General features: G+C 67.1%; 11 protein-coding genes. 6 read left to right on the forward strand and 5 right to left on the reverse strand.

What is annotated here, in order from left to right; genetic code table 11:
• Positions 1-30 precede the first annotated feature (30 nt).
• Positions 31-1,773 (forward strand): ParB/RepB/Spo0J family partition protein, encoded by a 1,743-nt coding sequence (locus G569_RS0119550; protein ID WP_157592153.1) that lies wholly within the window; start codon positions 31-33, stop codon positions 1,771-1,773.
• 199 nt (positions 1,774-1,972) lie between these two features.
• On the opposite strand, the gene G569_RS0119555 is transcribed toward G569_RS0119550, so the two are convergent.
• Positions 1,973-2,347 (reverse strand): hypothetical protein, encoded by a 375-nt coding sequence (locus G569_RS0119555; protein ID WP_028064668.1) that lies wholly within the window; start codon positions 2,345-2,347, stop codon positions 1,973-1,975.
• A gap of 1,646 nt (positions 2,348-3,993) precedes the next feature.
• On the opposite strand from G569_RS0119555, the gene G569_RS61270 reads away from it, so the two are divergent.
• Positions 3,994-4,812 (forward strand): IS110 family transposase, encoded by an 819-nt coding sequence (locus tag G569_RS61270; protein ID WP_245602516.1) that lies wholly within the window; start codon positions 3,994-3,996, stop codon positions 4,810-4,812.
• 1,330 nt (positions 4,813-6,142) lie between these two features.
• Positions 6,143-6,460: a transposase gene (locus G569_RS66020; protein WP_306765113.1), complete on the forward strand. Its 318-nt coding sequence runs from the start codon at positions 6,143-6,145 to the stop codon at positions 6,458-6,460.
• Positions 6,461-7,562: 1,102 nt separating this feature from the next.
• Here the strand turns inward: G569_RS66020 and G569_RS0119585 are convergent.
• From G569_RS0119585 to G569_RS0119600, 4 genes are all read right to left on the reverse strand, one after another.
• Complete coding sequence (locus G569_RS0119585) at positions 7,563-8,633, reverse strand: IS110 family RNA-guided transposase (protein WP_028064672.1); 1,071 nt, start codon at positions 8,631-8,633, stop codon at positions 7,563-7,565.
• Positions 8,561-9,847 carry an IS256 family transposase gene (locus G569_RS49875; protein WP_064750400.1) on the reverse strand — a complete coding sequence of 429 codons (1,287 nt, stop codon included), beginning with the start codon at positions 9,845-9,847 and terminating at the stop codon, positions 8,561-8,563. The genes G569_RS0119585 and G569_RS49875 overlap by 73 nt, the downstream gene beginning before the upstream one ends.
• A 600-nt stretch (positions 9,848-10,447) precedes the next feature.
• On the reverse strand, positions 10,448-11,026 hold the full coding sequence (gene cysC, locus G569_RS49880; RefSeq protein WP_084285249.1) for an adenylyl-sulfate kinase: 579 nt from the start codon (positions 11,024-11,026) through the stop codon (positions 10,448-10,450).
• 792 nt (positions 11,027-11,818) lie between these two features.
• Positions 11,819-12,733 (reverse strand): radical SAM/SPASM domain-containing protein, encoded by a 915-nt coding sequence (locus G569_RS0119600; protein ID WP_157592155.1) that lies wholly within the window; start codon positions 12,731-12,733, stop codon positions 11,819-11,821.
• A 128-nt stretch (positions 12,734-12,861) separates the two neighbouring features.
• Here G569_RS0119600 and metG point away from each other — a divergent pair, with 128 nt between their 5' ends.
• The 3 genes from metG (at position 12,862) to G569_RS0119615 (ending at position 16,909) form a co-directional block, all read left to right on the forward strand.
• A complete protein-coding gene (gene metG / locus G569_RS0119605) occupies positions 12,862-14,541 on the forward strand; it encodes a methionine--tRNA ligase (protein WP_028064674.1) in 1,680 nt (559 codons plus the stop codon).
• 71 nt (positions 14,542-14,612) lie between these two features.
• The gene (locus tag G569_RS0119610; protein ID WP_169542196.1) at positions 14,613-16,427 is read left to right on the forward strand and encodes a glycosyltransferase family A protein; all 1,815 of its coding nucleotides are present in this window, start codon (positions 14,613-14,615) and stop codon (positions 16,425-16,427) included.
• Positions 16,424-16,909: a methyltransferase domain-containing protein gene (locus G569_RS0119615; protein ID WP_028064676.1), complete on the forward strand. Its 486-nt coding sequence runs from the start codon at positions 16,424-16,426 to the stop codon at positions 16,907-16,909. The genes G569_RS0119610 and G569_RS0119615 overlap by 4 nt, the downstream gene beginning before the upstream one ends.
• Positions 16,910-16,911: the final 2 nt, after the last annotated feature.

The following is a 16,911-nucleotide window of genomic DNA, read 5'->3' on the forward strand; positions in this document are numbered from 1 at the left end:
CGCCGGCCGCCCCGGCACCCGCGCTGCTCGATGTCACCACCACCGCCGCGGGCACCCCCACCGGACGGCTGGTGCGGGTCGCGGCTCTCAGACCTCGAGCTCGCGCCCAACGCCCGCCGCGAGGTCGACCCCGACGGGATCGACCGGCTCGCCGGCATGCTGATGCGCGCCGGCCAACTCGTGCCCTGCATCGGCCACCGACCCGACCCCGAGCACGATCACGTCGTGCTCTACGCCGGCCAACGACGACTGCTGGCCGCGCGCCGCAGCCACGAGCTCGCCCGCGACGGCCTCGCCCCGGTCTCCAGCCTGATCGTCACGCTGCTCGACCACCAGCCCGCAACCGACGAGATCCGCCGCATCCAGGCCCAGGAGAACCAGCGCGAGGACCTCACACTCGCAGACCAGCAGGCGCAATTCGCCGACTGCTGGGCCGCCCGCGCCGGCGTGCGCGAGCCCGACCGGATCGCCGCCGTCTGCGCCGACCTCGGCATCGGCGCCGTCAAGGCCCACAACCTGCGCCGCCAGCTCACGCTCCCCGAACCGATCCGCACACGTGTCGCCGAACGGCCCGGCGAACGCCAGCTCTCCGTCACGCTCGCCAACCGCCTGGCCGACATGCACGACGTCGCCCCCGAGCTCACCCAGGCGGTCGCCCAACGGATCTCCACCGGCGACCTGCACGACGCCGCGCTGCGCGACCTCGGCGCCTTCGTGCACCGCACCATCGTCGAGGACGAGGGCACCTACGCCGTGCGGATCGACGACGGCGCCCTGCTCGACGCGCACGCCCACGTCGCACTCGCGCGAGACCACCTCACCCCACAGGGCCGCGGCCAACTCGTCAACGTGCTCGGCTGCGCGCCCGACGAGCTCGACACCGAGCTCGACAGCCTGCAGACCCGCGCGAAGGCCACCGCCGCCCAGCTCCGCGTCGACGCAGCGTTGCGCGATCGCGCCCGCACCGGCCGCTACGCCTACGTCCACGAGCGCGGACCCGACTTCGCCGCCGGCATCTGGATCGTCGACCCCGTGTTCATGCTCGACGCCGTCCACCAGACGCTCGCCGGCCACACCGACGCACAACCCGCCTCCGACCCCGCCTACTTCGCCGGCGCGGGCCTCGACGCGCCCGACCTGCGCGAGGCGGCCGCCGCCGAGCGCCAACGTCGCCACGAACAACGCCAGCGCCACGCCGAGGCGGTACAGACCAACCTCGGCCTCGGCCACGACCTGCGCGCCGGGCTGATCGACCCCTCCCCCGCCCAGCTCGACGCGCTGCGCGCGATCCTGTGCCATCTGCTCGCCCGCGACTACCGCGACGTCATCGCCTACGGCGCTGGCTGGACGGATCCGGAGCGCCAGCGACCGATCGGTGAGAGCGGGCGCCTGGAGCCGATGGCGATCGACGCGATCGTCGACGCCGAACTCAAGCGCGCGCTCGAGGAACCGGATCCGCTGCGCGGGATCGCCGGCCTGGTCGCACGCTGCGCCGCCGCGTTCGTGCTCGACCCCGACGGCATCACCCGCACCAAGGTGCTCGGCAGCGAACGCATGAACCGCAAACTCCACGAGGCGCTGCCCGGCGGCGAGGAGCCGCTGCGCGCCGCGGTGTGGGCGTTCCTGCGACCGATGCTCTCACCACGCCTAACCGAGCTTCACCGCCACGCATTCGTGCTTGACGCGACCGAGCACAGCACCGTCGACCTCCCCGCCCACCGGGGCGACTCGAGCCTCGATGACCTGGACCTCGACGAGGATCTCGCGGCCTAACGACCTGACCGAACGACGGCGACCCACTCCCGTGCAGGGAGCGGGTCGCCGCGACGCCGAGCCCGTTCTTCAGGCCTCGCGCGTTGTCCGACCTCTCATCGCGCGTCCCGCTCGAGCCGCGCGGGCCGGCCGAGCACTCGATCCCGGCGTCCGTCATCGCTCCGGCCAGTCGCTCCGGCTCACCGCGAAAACCCCCCGGCTATCTCACGGTGCACCGGCCGTCAGCGATGACTTCGCTCGGGCTGGGCTCAAATTCGCCCGAGGCGACAACCGCGACGCCGTAGCGACCGCGACACCAACCGCGCAGGCGCCTGCCGTCGCGCCGCGGACGCGCGCCCGGGACACGCGGCCCGAACCGAAAGCGGCCGTCACGCGCGCGACGGATCGAGATGTGGAGAGAGTCCACGTCGCCGCAGCGGCCCGGCCCCGCGAGCTGCAGATCCAGGCCGACGCTCTGCGCGGCAAAGGCGATCTCAAAGGCAGCCCGGGGACCGCCGCTCGACGGCGTCACCGTCACCTGCGCGGACGCGACCGGCGCCGCCAGAACCGCAGCGAGCACGGCGACCAGCGACACGCGGCCGCGCGACCACGCCCCACACATGCGGCGAGCGCGCGATGGCCGTCGCAGACCGATGCGGCCGGCCGGGCACGGGTGAAGCGCACGCACAGCCCCGAGCGGCGCACGACGCGCCCGGCGAAACGGTCAGCGCCGCCCACCCGCGCCAGAACACAGGCCGCCGATGCACCCACGCGGCGCAGACACTGAGTGCTAACGATTGCGGCACACCGACCGCGCAGGCCTGAAAATGTCCATGTCATCTGTAGGCCGGCGCGCACAAAAACTCGCCCCCCGCTGCAGTCCCGACCGCCCGACGCGATTTGCCGCACTCCTCGCCCGCCGCCCCCGCTTCGCGCTCGACCGACGAGCCGTCACGTGGACCGAGGAGTTACACCGCGAGCCCATCGACCGCAAGCTCCACGAGGGACTGCCGAGCGGCGAGGCGCGCTGCGCGCCGAGGTGTGGCAATCGGGCCGAAGAGATCGCGCGAGGTATCGTGCATTGACCGTGCGTCGAGCGTACCGTAGTGTTAGGGAGTGCTCGCGGGCGGCTACCGAGCAGCAGACGGACTTGAGACCTGGACGTTTCATCCCGACGGTCGGCTCGATTGGGTGAGTTCGCGGTCGAGCGCCGCCTATGGCTTAGGCCCCCGGCAATCAGCTCCTTCAGGCGGTGGCCGCACAAGCGGTACCTATCGGATCGATCCGCGTAACGGGCGCCTGTGGTCATTCGACAGATCCGGCCGCGTCGACACCATAGGCGGTCAGCCGCTCAGCTTCGCCGTCGTTGATGCGGCTGGCTCTCCGTATTCACCGCTGGTTATCCGAATCGGCGGCCGTGAGTATCGACGATTCACAGCCCCAGTCGCGCCTGCGGCTTCGAGACCTGCGGCTCCGGTGTCGCACTCCAACGCGCTTACCACACGATCGCAGCCGACGGGGTATTGGTCATCGTCTGATGACCATGAGTGGGCCAAGGCGTCGCTGACCGTGGCAGCCGGCTTGGCTGCCATGTGGCTGGTCAAGCGGATTCTCGACGATTACTGACCTCACTACCGCGCCATCCTCTCTCGGTCAGGTCCGCGAGAGGATCGCGGAGGATGGCGATCGGTTGGCCTCAGCAGGGCGCTCACCGGCAGGATCGCGGCGATGGACCGGCCCCTTAGGAACTGTGATGGGAGGCATGCGATGGCGGAGATCGAAGTGGAGGGCTTCACCAATGCGACTGCAGCGCCGGCGCGACGCTCCCGATGAGTTAGTAATGAGACCGGCAGCGCGCTTCACCGGCCGCATCGCGCCTCCTCTCGTCGAAGCCGTTGGGGTACCCGACGATCTATCAGCGCCGCGCCACACCGACGTTCCGTCCTACCCGGACCCTACGGCGCTATGGGATTCGACTCCGCCGAAGAAGCTACACGCGCCAACCTGCGCCCAGAGTGTGTGCCTAGGGTGCTGTGGCGCCGCGATCTCGGGCATTCGCCCGATGCGGGGACATGCCGCTGGGCGTAGGCTGAGCCTTAGCTCGGCGGTGCCCTTTGCTAATCCGGTACTTCATCAAATTGAAGCCACCGCACCGCTCGAACGAAGCAGCAGTGTACAGACGAGTCACCCGAGCGTAAGGAGATGCGATCATGGCGAGAAGCGACCTCAGCGAGTTCAGCGATGATCACCTCAGACGTCGCAGCACGCCTGGGATGCTGTTCGGTGACGTGGCGGCGGAGGAATTGGAGTTGCGGCGCCAGGCCGGGGCGAGAGCTCGCGTCCGCACGGCCGGGATGTTTGCTCTCGGAGCAATCGGAGGCACCGCCGCAGCCACTAGCCGCAGCAAGGCGGTGCTCGCCGCCGTGGTGGCCTTGGAGGCAAGGCAAGCGCAGAAGCGGCGAGCCGATCAGCAGCGCGCCAAGGGGTTTCGGAGTTCGCGGGACGAACTCCGAGAGACCGCCGACCGGTGGAAATTTTAGCGATCGAGCAGCGCTGGAGCGGCTACTCATCGTTCGATCGCTGATCCTTCTGCAGGGTCCCGCCGCTTTTTCGGCCGACTGGTCTTATCAGGCTCCCCTGGCAAGGCCCCACGACAGGACTCACACGTCCGATCTGCACAGAGGCGTCCCGCGCCGGCCCAGCCTGGCGGGCTACATCACAGCCCCGGGAGATCAACGCGTCGACGTCGGCATCGACATCCACAAACACATCCACCCCGCAGCCCTGCTGTACGCGCGCGGCGGGGAGATCAGCACTCTGTGCTTCGCCAACAGCCGCGACGGAATCCAAAAGCTGCGCGGCTGGTTGGCCGAGCACGAAGCGGCCGACGCAGTGATCGGCGTTGAGAACGCCGCTGGCTACGGACGGCCGCGCCGCACGGCGTTGTCGGTCACTGGAGATCAGGTGCTCAACGTCCCGGCGTGGCGCACGCATCGTGGTCGCCACACCTCCGGGCCCGGCAAGAGCGACCCCGGCCACGCGCTCGCGATCGCCCTGTAGTCGGAAGCCGAAGATCGGGATGGGATGGGAGTTCACGGTCGGGACGCCGGGCGCGCGGCGAGCGAACGAGAAACCGGGAAAGGGTCCTCGGCGAGGATGGCGATGCCCACGGCCGGGGACGGCGTAGCTCTGACGCTGGCCAGCGTCAAGCGCCGAGGGCGTGGGCGGTCGGAGCCCGGGATAGCGGGGCGGCGCTTGACCCCGTCCAGCGTCAGAGCTGATCACCGATCAGATCGTGCGGGGCACGACCAGCACCCACGACTACGGCGGCAACGTCGGAGTCGGCGAGAACAGTCCGGCGGCAATCCATTGCGCGCGTGGCCACGACCCGGTGCGTTCTGCGCCGAACCGCAGCCTCCAGGCGGGGCGGCTTGGGTCAGCGACTCGGCCGTGTCGCCCAGCGGTGAGCCCTGTGGCGCCACCGGACCGCAGTCGGGCTCCAGCGAGACATACCAGCGGGCCGCGCACGCTCGGACGGGCTCCAGAACACGGCGTGCGGGGCGCAGCCAGCCACGGACCGTGTCCGGCGGGCGCTCTGGGCGCGCCGCGATCCGACGTCCCCGTAACCCAGGGCGGCCAGATGCAGGGCGTCGCCGATAACCTCGACCGCGTCGCGCCGTCGCGCCATTAGCGACGCCGGCACGAGCACGAGCGTCACCGCGCATGAGCGCCAACGCACGCGCCGACGGCGCCCCCTAGCGCTGGCGCACGACTCGCGATCCAGCGAACCCCCACGGCGAGACGCGCCCGCCACACCCCGGAAAGGCCAACCGGCCAGCCGCGAGCTGGCCGGCGACGCGCCGAGGATCGGGATCGACAACGAGCATCACGCCACGTACGCACACCCGCGCCCCTGCCACACGCCGCGCGACACCAGCAAGGGCAACGCGTGTTGGAACTCTAAGACGACAGCAGCCCCAGCGCGAACAACACCCGCGACCGATCTGAGCCCGTCGCGCCCGGCGACGACGCCGCGATCCCGCTCCCGATCGTCAACGCGCGGCGATCGTGCCGACCGTGAATTTCCACCAGCGGCCCCAGGTGCCGTCGGTGACCTTCCATCAACATCCTCCCCACGTCGTCCTGCGCAAGCGGGATCAGTTTGGCAGCGCATTGGAACCGGAGCTGGTCCGCGCGATCGCGCTGCTGGAGACTTGCGTCGCCAGACGGTCGCTGATCGCTCCCAAGCCATCCGGCGACTACGGGCAATCTGGATGCAGGTCGACCCCTAGGCTGAGGCCGAGGTCGTGCACGCGCATCGCCAGAAAGCCCTGAGACGGCTCAGGCGGATCGCCTTCGGAGACGACTTGGCCGCCGAAACCGCGGCGCGGTGCGTCCGCGAATTGGCGCGCGAGATCGAACGGCTCAACCGTCGCGTCGTCGAGCTCGAAAACCGAGCTCGCACACCTGCTCGAGCAGTACCGCAACCCCCATCGCTGATCTCCTCCGCGCTGGCCCCGCCGTCGCCGCCGCCATGATCGCCCACGCAGGCGATGTCCGACGCTTCAGCAGCCCGGCCGCCTTCGCACGTTTCTGCGGCGCCGCGCCGATCCACTGCGGTTCCGGCCAGACCGCCGAACGCCACCGCCTCTATCGCGGCGGCAACCGGCAGATGAACGCCACCCTGCACCGGATCGCCGTCGTCTAAGCCCGGGTGCATCCCGAGGCGCGCGCGCCTACCACCAACGCAAACGCGCGGAGGGCAAGACCGCTCGACGAGCCCGCCCTCAAACGCCACCTCGCCAACACCGTCTACCGCCGCCTCTATGCCTGGGCCAGACCGCCCTGCCTGGACCGGACCCTTGACATAGGAGAGTCGAATGGCTGTCGCCCGCCGGTCCTCTCAGCCGAATCGATCGCTCTGCCTCGCAGGACCAGCCGAGGACACCACAACCAGATCAAGGAAGATGTCCCAGCACTCCAAGCGGCCTGAGCAGCCGACGTCTCACCGACGATCGAGGTCCCACGTCTCGGGACTTGACTCGGTCCCTGCGAACACGGCTTGTAGCCGCGCGTGTAGCCCTCGTTTGGCGCCTTGCTCGTCAAACTCCGCGAGGCGATAGTCCTCTCGCGAGAGCGTGCCGCTGCCGATAGTCGTAAGCGATGCTCCGTTCGAGGATCCCACGACGCTCAGGTCAGACGCGGTGGACGCTGCGTGTTCGCGTACGTCAACAGGATCAGTCCATGCGCGCGGGATCGGGAACCACGGAAACACCATGGGGCACAATACGCTCGCGCTGATCGAAACGCCAACCCGGAGTACGTGACCAGCGTCCGTGCTCATGTAAGGAGCCTAGGACATCGCGTGCTCCGGCAGGCACCTTCCGACGCCGGAGGTGGTCCGAACAGCCCGACGCTGCAACCTGCGACAAATCTCTCCGCCAATCTGGAGTTCTCCGGCGCCGGCCACCGTACGGCAATGTGAGCCGGACCCAGTCAAGTCCCTGGAGGTGGTGTAGGAGGACGAGGCCTTGATCGTCGGTGAGGTTGTGGCTGCTCAGGCCGCTTGGAGCTGGGTCGTTTCCTCCTTGATCTCTGTGTCTATGTGATCGGCTGGCCCCGCGAGGCAGAGAGAGATCGACTCCGCCGAGAGATAGCCGCGGCCGACAAGCCACTCATCTCTTTGAAGGACGTCGGGTTGTCAAGCGGTCTGCTGGTGGTCACCCCCTGAGGGGTTGTGGGCAGCGGGCTGCTGAGATCTCTTTCGGCGCTTGGCGGCGCATGTAGTCGGTTGCAGCTGCCCCGGCTTCTCAGATCGTTTGTGGGCCTCGGTGGGCCAGACGAATGGAGGAGCTTGCCGGGGCAGGGTCGGTCGCGCGCGGGGCGCTGGGCTTGAACGGCTCGTTGCGGGACAGGATGTGCCAGCTCGCGATGAGGATCTTGCGGGCAACGGCGGCCTTGGCCGGGTTGGCCTTGCCGTGGCGGCGCTTGATGTCGGCGTAGAGCTCGTGCCAGGGGTTGGTGGGGCGCCAGGCCTGTTGGGATGCTTCGACCGCGGCCCAGCGCAGCGTGTCGGGGCCGGCCTTGGACATGCGCCCGATGCGGGCGCTTTGGCCGGACTGCTTGATCTTGGGGTTCAGGCCGGAGTAGCCGACCAGCTTGCTTGCGCTGGGGAAGCGCGCGACGTCGCCGATCTCGGACGCGATGGTGAGACCGAGCAGTTCGGCGACGCCGGGGATGGTCATCAGCAGGCGGGCGCGGTCGTCGGCGCGGGCGAGCGGTCGCAGCTCGCGCTCGATCGGCTCGAGCTGGCGGTCGAGATCGTCGATGACCGACAGCAGCGTGCTCAGCGAGTCGCGCCAGACCTGCGGGACGCCATGTTCGGCGAGCTCGTCGACCGCGCCGGGTTGGCGCAAGGCCGTGACGCTGCGGCGCAAGCCCCACTGGGTGAGCAAACCGAAGGTGCGGTTCATCGAGGAGGTGCGCAGGCGGACGAGGTGTGAGCGCCGGCGCAGCCGTTCGCGGATCGCGCGGTCATCCAGCGGCGCGACCCAGAGCTCGGGGACGAGGTCGCGGCGGGCGAGGTCGGCGAGCACGCGCGCGTCGACACGGTCGGTCTTGCACGCGAGCGGAGCGATCGCCTTGACCTTGCGCGCGTCGGCGATCTGGATCCTCCAGCCGCAGACCGCCAGGCTGTCACGGACCCAGGGCGCGCCGCTCATCATCTCGATGCAGCCGCGCACCTCCGGCCCGAGCCGCGTGACCAGCCGAACCAGGCCGTCCTCGTCGGCGGTGATCGCGCCCTCGGTCAGCTCGCCGTCCGGGCCGATCGCGCACCACGCTGCGCGTCGCGTGCCCCAGTCGATCCCGAGATACTGCATGAAGTCCTCCTCGCATCGCGAGTGGGTTGCTGGCCAGCGCCGCGTCTCCGGCGCGGGGAGGACAGACCGCACCCGCGGCCCGCGAGTCCTTCATGACAGTCGTTTTGTTCGATGCAGAGCATGCCGGCGAGCCGGATCAGGCTGCGGTCGTCGGGGAAGATGCCGACGACGTCGGTGCGCCGGCCGATCTCTTTGTTGAAGCGCTCGAGCGGGTTGGTCGAGCGCAGCTTGCGCCAGTGCGACGACGGAAACGCGTAGAACGCGAGGATGTCGGGCTCGGCGTCCTCGAGCATCGTCGCGATCTTGCCCAGCCGGCCATCGAGGTGTGCGACGGCCTCGGAGAGCCGATCGCGCGCCTGCGCCAGGCTGTCGGCCGCGAAGATCGGGCGGATCAGCGCGCCGAGCAGGCCGTGCTGGTCCTTGCGGGCGTGCCCGAAGCAGTCGCGCAGGAAGTGGACCGTGCAGCGCTGCCAGGCACAGCCGAGCACCTTCGCGATCGCCGCCTTGAGGCCGCCATGGGCGTCGGAGATGGCGAGCTGGACGCCGACCAAGCCGCGCTTGACCAGGCCGCGGAGGAAGCTGGTCCAAAAGGCGTCGGTCTCGGCCTCGCCGACGTCAATGCTGAGGATCTCGCGGCGGCCGGTTTCGTGGACGCCATGCGCGATCACCAACGCCTTGTTGACCACGCGCCCGCCGGCGCGGACCTTCTCCACCTTGGCGTCAAGGAACAGATACGGGTAGCGGCCCTCCAGCGGGCGCGTGCGGAACGCGTCGACGTGCTCATCCAAAGCCGCGCAGACGCGGCTGACCTCGCTGCGACTGATCCGCAGCCCGAGGCTCTCGACCAACTGATCGACCCGCCGTGTCGAGACGCCGCAGATGTAAGCCTGCTGGACCACCGCCAACAGCGCCTGCTCAGACCGCCGCCGCGGCTCCAGAAAGCTCGGGAAGTAACTGCCCTGGCGGATCTTGGGGATCTGCAACTCGACCGTCCCCGCCCTCGTCTGCCACTCCCTGGACCGATAGCCGTTGCGATGCGTCAGCCGATCCTCGGGCCGCCGCTCGCCGAGCTCGGCGCCGATCAACTCCGACACCTCGCCCTCCATCAACGCGCCGCAGACCGCCTCCAACGCCGCCCGCAGCACATCACCGTGCTCGCGCACCATCACCTGCTTGACGACCTCCTCGATCGTCATCCTGTCGGCACCGGCCATCGCTGGCGCCTCCCTTCTCGTCGTAGCCGTGGAAAGCCCGACGATCATGGACGCCACGGTGGCCGGAACCACGATCAGCGCGGTTCCGTCCGACACACTCCTACACCAACTCTAGGGACGTGACCCCGGACCCCGTCCGTTGTACGTAGGCTGGTCGGACGCCCGCGCGCCGCTGGATAGCAGGTGCGTCGAGGTCGCCGATCAGCGCAGGCGCCAGTCCGGCACGGGCGGCAGACCGACGTCAGCGAGCCGCTGCGCTCGCTCCCCTGCAGCCGCCTAACCTAAGTCCCGAGCGTCCAGCAGCGATCCTCTCAGGGCCGCGCTCCGTTGGGCGGAAGCGCGAGTACCGTCCGGTCCGACAGACGGTTCTTGCGGTAGCCGAAGGTCTTGATTCAAGCTTGGAGCCTCACCTTGAGGCTGACCGGTGATGGACGCCCCAGGAACCGTAGAAGTCGCGTCAGACGACACGGGGGGGTGTCGACGTGGGTTTTTGGCGCAGGCGGACGAACAGTTTTGCGGACAGTCTCGCAACTCCCTCGGCCGCCTCCTTGAGCCGGACCGGGTTTTGCGGGTTGGTGACTCCGCCAATCCCGGCCTGGCTCACCCCGGCCCGGGTCGCGCGATGATCCGTTCAGCCGCGCCTACCACGCAATCAACCCCCAGCTCGATCGGGTCGGCTGCCGGACGCACAACGAGGTCGGGATCAACCGGTCGCTCGTACGGGGCATCGATGCCGGTGAAGGCCTTGAGCAGCCCGCGCCGTGCCAGCGAATAGTGGCCCTTCGGGTCGCGTTGCTCACAGATCTCGAGGGGCGTGTCGACGAATACCTCCAGAAACGGCAGCGCCATCCGGTCGTGGAGAGCGCGTGCCTGGGCGCGACCGGACCGACTCGGGCTGATCAACGCGACGACGGCGATCACCCCGGCGTCAGCGAACAGGGCCGCCACCTCGGACACCCGCCGGACGTTCTCGTTCCGCGAATCAGCGTCGTAACCGAGATCGGAACAGAGGCCGCTGCGGATGGCGTCCCCGTCCAGCACATACGCAAGCCGCGCCTTGGCGGCGAGGCGCCGCTCGACACCCCGGGCAAGCGTGGTCTTGCCCGAGCCAGGAAGGCCGGTGAGCCAGATGGTCGCGCCGCGCCGCGTGTGCCTCACCCCGGGAACCGTGCGCGCGATTGAGCGAGTCGCGAGCGCCCGGCAACACGACTTGACAGACGCGACGCATTGAACTTAGGTTGCGCCTCCAGCGGTGTGCGATCCCGCGGGCCGAGGCGCCAGGAGCGATCACTGTGGCAGCGGTCTGCCAGATCGACAACTGTGGCGTGCTCGCGATTGGGCGCCGCATCGACTGCGGAAGAGCCTCTTGCGAAAGCCACAGGGCTTCGAAGCCTCGCGGCGCTCACTACACGAATTGAATCACCCTGAACCGCCCCGGCTTCGTTGGAGGCTGTTGCCAGTAGGTTTGAAGGTTGTCGATTTATCGCTGCTCGTACTTCGCCGGGGAGAGTCTGCCGCAGGCAGAGTGCAGGCGCGTAGTGTTAGCGTCGACCTATTCCAGCGCCGTCAGTTCGACGTCTGAGCGCGTCTCCACGGCGCTTCGCTTTAAAGCTTCCCGGTCTTAACGCGCCCGATCGTGGACTCGGCGAGAGGCGTCGTAGGCCTCGCCGTAGGGCCCGCAACTGCAACTCGCCCGCTCGCCCGAAACGCCCCGCCCGAGGCCGGCCTTATTGGCGACCTGAGCCAACAGCTTGTTGCCGCCGTGTGACACACGTCCAGTCCGTCCGACGTGACTTCTACCGCAATCTGGCGCCCATCGTGCGTCAACTACAAGGTGACCCTCCCGATTCGATCCTTCAGGCCTCAGCACGCAAGAATCCCTGCTCAGGCGCACAACTCCGCGGCCCGACCATCTGGGCCGCGGAGATCTCATGCACGATCCTGGCTCGCACGTGCAATTCCGGACTGCGGTCACGTCGAGGAGGCGTCCATCGTCTTGCTCATGACATGGCATCCGCTGCAGAATTCGGGACAGCCGACCGGGGCAGCAAGGGCCTGGCGGAACTCGACGGCCGAGGCCGAGTTCGACGCCGTTTCGTAGCCGACTTCGAGGACGTTGCCAAAGTGAAGGCGCTTCGGGAACGGCTTGGCGCAGCAGGGCACCAGGAACCCGTCCCAGGTCACGTATGGCATCTCCCAAGGGAAGATGCAGTCATACTCCCCGATTGAGAAGACCGAGACCTCGACTCCGAGTTCTGACCCACGAAGCCGCGCTGCTTCGGCAAGCTCCTGGAATCTCGGCGTCCGGAACTGATCATAGTAAGCGAGCGGAAGATCGTGCGCGACGAGGTTCAGAGGCTTGAGTGACAGCTTGCGCATGTGCAGCTCTGCGGCCAGCTCGACGAAGTCGACCATCGAGCCGAGGTTCTCGCTCATCAGCACTGTGCAGAGAATGAAGTCCATGCGTTCGCGCAGCGCGCCTACCGCGGATGCGACTCGGCGCTTGAGCTTGCCAAGTTGAAGTGGCCCGCGAATCGCCGAGAACTGCTCCTGGGTGACGCCGTCGATCGAGATGCACAGCGTGTCAACCGGATCAGCGTGCAGCCGCTCGATATTGCGCGGGGTCAGGAGGATCGTGTTGGTCGTCAGATAGATGTGGACGTCCCGCCTCGATCTCACCCACCGGATGATCCGCCAGATATCAGGATGCGTGAGGCTCTCGCCGAGCCCGGTAAGATCGAGTGTGTCCACGCTCTCACCAAAGCCGTCGAACACCTGTTGAAACGTCTCAAACGACATCGTCCCGATGTCGTAATCGTGTGCGTCCTTCTTGTCTCGAGGGCACGTCACACACGCGAGCTGGCACTCGTTGGTGAGCTCGATCATTACCGTCCGAGGGGGCTCGCTGACGCGCGCGTCGCGGATGGGGTTCAACGCCTCGATGGGTCGATGCTTGCAGGTCGGGTGCCCGATGGCAACCCCGACGAACCAGGGCGGCTCGATACACTCGCTCGGTGCGCTACCTCATCACGTCGGCGTTGCCCTATATCAACGGTGTGAAGCATCTCGGCAATCTTGTCGGCTCCATGCTCCCCGCCGACGCGTACGCCCGGTTCCTTCGCCTTCAGGGCCAGGAAGTGCTCTTCATCTGCGCGACGGATGAGCACGGCACGCCCGCCGAGCTCGCGGCGGCGGCCGCCGAACTTGACGTGGCGGAGTACTGTCGCAGGCAGCACGAGATTCAGGCGAAGCTGGCCGAGCAGTATCTCCTGAGCTTCGATCACTTCGGGCGGAGCTCGTCTCCGCAGAACCGCGAACTCACGCAGCATTTCGGCCGGCGACTCGACGAGGAAGGCTTCATCGAGGAGCGCACCACGAGGCAGATCTACTCGCTCGCGGATCACCGCTTCCTTCCGGATCGGTATGTGGTCGGAACCTGTCCGCACTGTGGTTACCCGCGTGCGCGAGGTGACCAGTGTGAGAATTGCACCCGTCTGCTCGAGCCGGTCGATCTGATTGAGCCAAGATCGGCCATTTCAGGAAGTCGTGATCTCGAGGTTCGCGAGAGCCGGCATCTGTTTCTGCGACAGTCACTATTGAGCGACGATCTGCGTGACTGGCTAGAAGACAAACAGAACTGGCCGGTGCTCGCTCGCTCGATCGGACTGAAATGGCTCGATGAGGGCCTCGCGGACCGCGGAATTACGCGGGATCTTCAGTGGGGTGTCCCAGTTGACCGGCCTGGGATGGAGGGCAAGGTCTACTACGTGTGGTTCGATGCCCCCATCGAGTACATCGCGGCTACGCAGGAGTGGGCCGACGCCAACGGCAAGGGCGACGAGTGGCGAAGTTGGTGGTACGACGCGGATGACGTGTGGTACACGCAGTTCATGGCCAAAGACAACGTGCCCTTTCACACGGTTGGCTTCCCGTGCACACTGATGGGGTCGCGCGAGCCATGGAAACTGGTCGATTATCTCAAGTCGTTCAACTGGCTGACGTATTACGGAGGCAAGTTCTCGACGTCAGAGCAGATCGGCGTATTCATGGACGATGCGCTCGACGAGCTCCCACTCGACGTGTGGCGGTATTATCTGCTGCTCAACGCGCCAGAGTCCGACGACACGAGCTTTACGTGGCAGGGCGTGGCGACCGCGGTCAACAAGGATTTGGCGGACACGCTAGGCAACTTCATCAATCGCACACTCACCTTCGTGGTGCGGCGGTTCGGGGATGCGGTTCCGTCGGGCGGAGAACCTGGTCCGGCGGAGCAGCAGTTGCAAGCCGATCTCGATGTCGCCATCGCGGAATACACGAGCTATCTCGGTGCACTAGAGTTCCGCAAGGCGTGTCAGACCCTGAGGCGGATCTGGACCATGGGAAATGCGTACTTCGACGCGCAGAAACCTTGGGAGACAATCAAGTCAGATGAGGCGGAGGCGGCCTTGACGCTTCGGACGGCGACGAACCTCATCGCGCTGTTTGCGCGCTTGTCACTTCCCATCATTCCGATCACGGCCACCGAGGTCCTCGGTTATCTCAACGTTGACCAGTGTGAGCACGAATGGCCGGCTTCCGCAGACCTCGATGCGCTTTCTGGCGGGCACCATTTCGCGGTGCCACCGGTCCTGTTCTCCAAGATCACGGAGGGGCAGATCGCCGATTGGGAACAGCGGTATGGTGGCGTACCGTGACACCTGATTCCATGAGGCGTGAGCAGCAGGGGTTCGGGACGGCGCTTGATCTCCCGGCGTTGGCTAGAGCGGTGACGACCGCGACCGGCGTGTCGCAGTTCGAGATATTCGGCGGTGCCGCGCTTGCCCTTCTGGTGGCCGGAAGCGTGTCACCCCGAGACATCGACATTGCGATCCAATGCGGTGTAGCCTCCACAGTGGAAGTCTTGGCGCGAATCTTCGCACGGGGTGGGACCAGAGGCGAGTTGCGGCGCTACCGGATCGGACTCGTTCACCCAGTATTGATGGTGGACGCCAATGTCGATGGCCTCGCCCTCGACGTGAACATGCTGGCCGACACTGGCCGGATAGGCTGTTTCGACCTCGACAGCGTCAGGTGGCGATTCCCAGGCGGCGACTTGGTGGATCCGTTCGACGCGCGTCACGCGCTCGTCACGCGCGTGGCGACGCTCATTCGGCCTGTCGACGGCGAAGATCCGTATCTCCTGCTCACGCGCTTCCTGCGCCTCGCAAGCAAGTACTCGCTCGACGTGACACACCCAACGCACGTTACCCTCCTCGAGCAATTGGGCGCGGCCGCGAAGGTGTGGGAGCCGCGAAGCGGGCCTCACCATGCGGAAGTCGCCGTAAAGTACCTTAACAGCGTTGATCGCTACCTCGCCGGTTGCGAACGTCCGGAGTCGGCGCGGCGCGCGCTTGCGGACAGTGGGGTGGCTCCGGATCCAGGTGATAAGCCCCGAGTCGACCGACGGTCCGGTCACGGTCAAACGGTCGTGGGCATCGTGATCCCGGCACTCAACGAGGCCGATTGGATTGCGACGACGATCGACAGCATCGTGGCACAGGCCCGCTCGAACGGTACGCTGTTCGATGCCGGGGACGTCGAGGTCGTAGTGGTGTCGAGCGGGAGCACGGACGACACAGATGCGATCGTCGCCGAGTGCGACGAGCGGTACGCTCGGGTGAATTGCCGAGCGTTGCAGACGGACGACCTGACGCTTGTCGGCAAGCGCGTGGCCGGCATGCAGAGCTTCCTTGACCGAGGCATCCGGTCGCCGCGGTTTCTCATTTCGGCGGACGCCGACACGTGGTTTCCAGCAGGCTGGCTCGACTCCGTGATGACGGAACTCGCCGGCGGTTGTGAACTGGTCGCGAGTTCGGGCTGGTTTGAGCCCGAACTGTGGCAGCGGTGCCCCGACTTAGCGGCGGCGTATGCCGACGAAGTCGGCACCGTGTTCTTTGATCCCGAGACCACACGAGCGCTGCAGATCGACGAGTCGCGGGCTCTCTTCAGCCCGCTCCTCTTCGAGCTGTTTGGACGCCCGGTCGCCGACTGCGGATTCGGCATGACGGCAGCCCTCTACGAAGCGGTTGACGGGTTCATGGCCGAACAGCACGTGGACGGCACGGAGATCCTGGCCGTCGGCTGGCCTCTCCAATTTCGGGCCGATGCCATCGGCGCCCGGACCGGGTGGTGTAAGTCCCCCGGGTACGTCACCAGTCCGCGTCGCCTGCTCAACGATCCGCGCGCGCTGTTTGACGGCACGACCTACTTGGGGGAGATGGCGGCGTTTCGGTCGGCATCCTCGCGTCACGAGTGGTTGAATGGCGTCGCCAGTCGGCTCAACTGGGATGACCTGCGAACGTACGTGATCAAGAACTACGTGCTCCTGCGCTGCGTTTGCGACCCTGAACGGGTGTCTGCCAACACCTCCTACTTCGGCTCCGATCTCGAACCGCTCCGCCGGGAGATCGCGGACTATCGGCACTGTTCACGGTGGTGGAGCGCGGGGCCTCTGTTGCAGTTCGCCACGCAGCTCACCGCGCGCTATGGGAGCGGGATCTTGGCCCGGCGTCGCGCGATCACCGACCGACAGGCTCGATGACGCACCTGGAAATCGGTGGGGGTACCGCCCCACGCGCCGGGTACCTCCAGCTCGACCCGGTGCATGGCGTGGGGGAGATGAGGCGGCGCGTACAAGAGGGCATTCCGCTCGACGACAACGTCGCGGATCGCGCGCTCGCGAGTCATGTACTCGAGCACATACCTGCGGGACCAGACCGCATCACGACCTTCAACGAGATCCATCGCGTGCTCAAGCCCGGCGGCGTCTTCGAGATCGTCGTCCCGCTGATTGGGTATTCTGACGAGGAGTGGAAACCGCGTCCCGTGCATGGGTGGCAGCCGTTTGCCGACCCGACGCATGTCAGCGTGTTCTGGTTCCCCGAGTCACTGCTCTACTTCTGCGAAGCCGGGTATCTGCCCAGCGCCGACTACGGAATCCGTCGCTGGGCGCCGCTCGAGCGTGACGCCTGGTACGTGAAGGACGGCTGGGAAGGTTTCGCCGTGCTGCGAAAGCCCGGTTAGCG

The organism is Solirubrobacter soli DSM 22325 (assembly GCF_000423665.1).
Taxonomy (GTDB): domain Bacteria; phylum Actinomycetota; class Thermoleophilia; order Solirubrobacterales; family Solirubrobacteraceae; genus Solirubrobacter; species Solirubrobacter soli.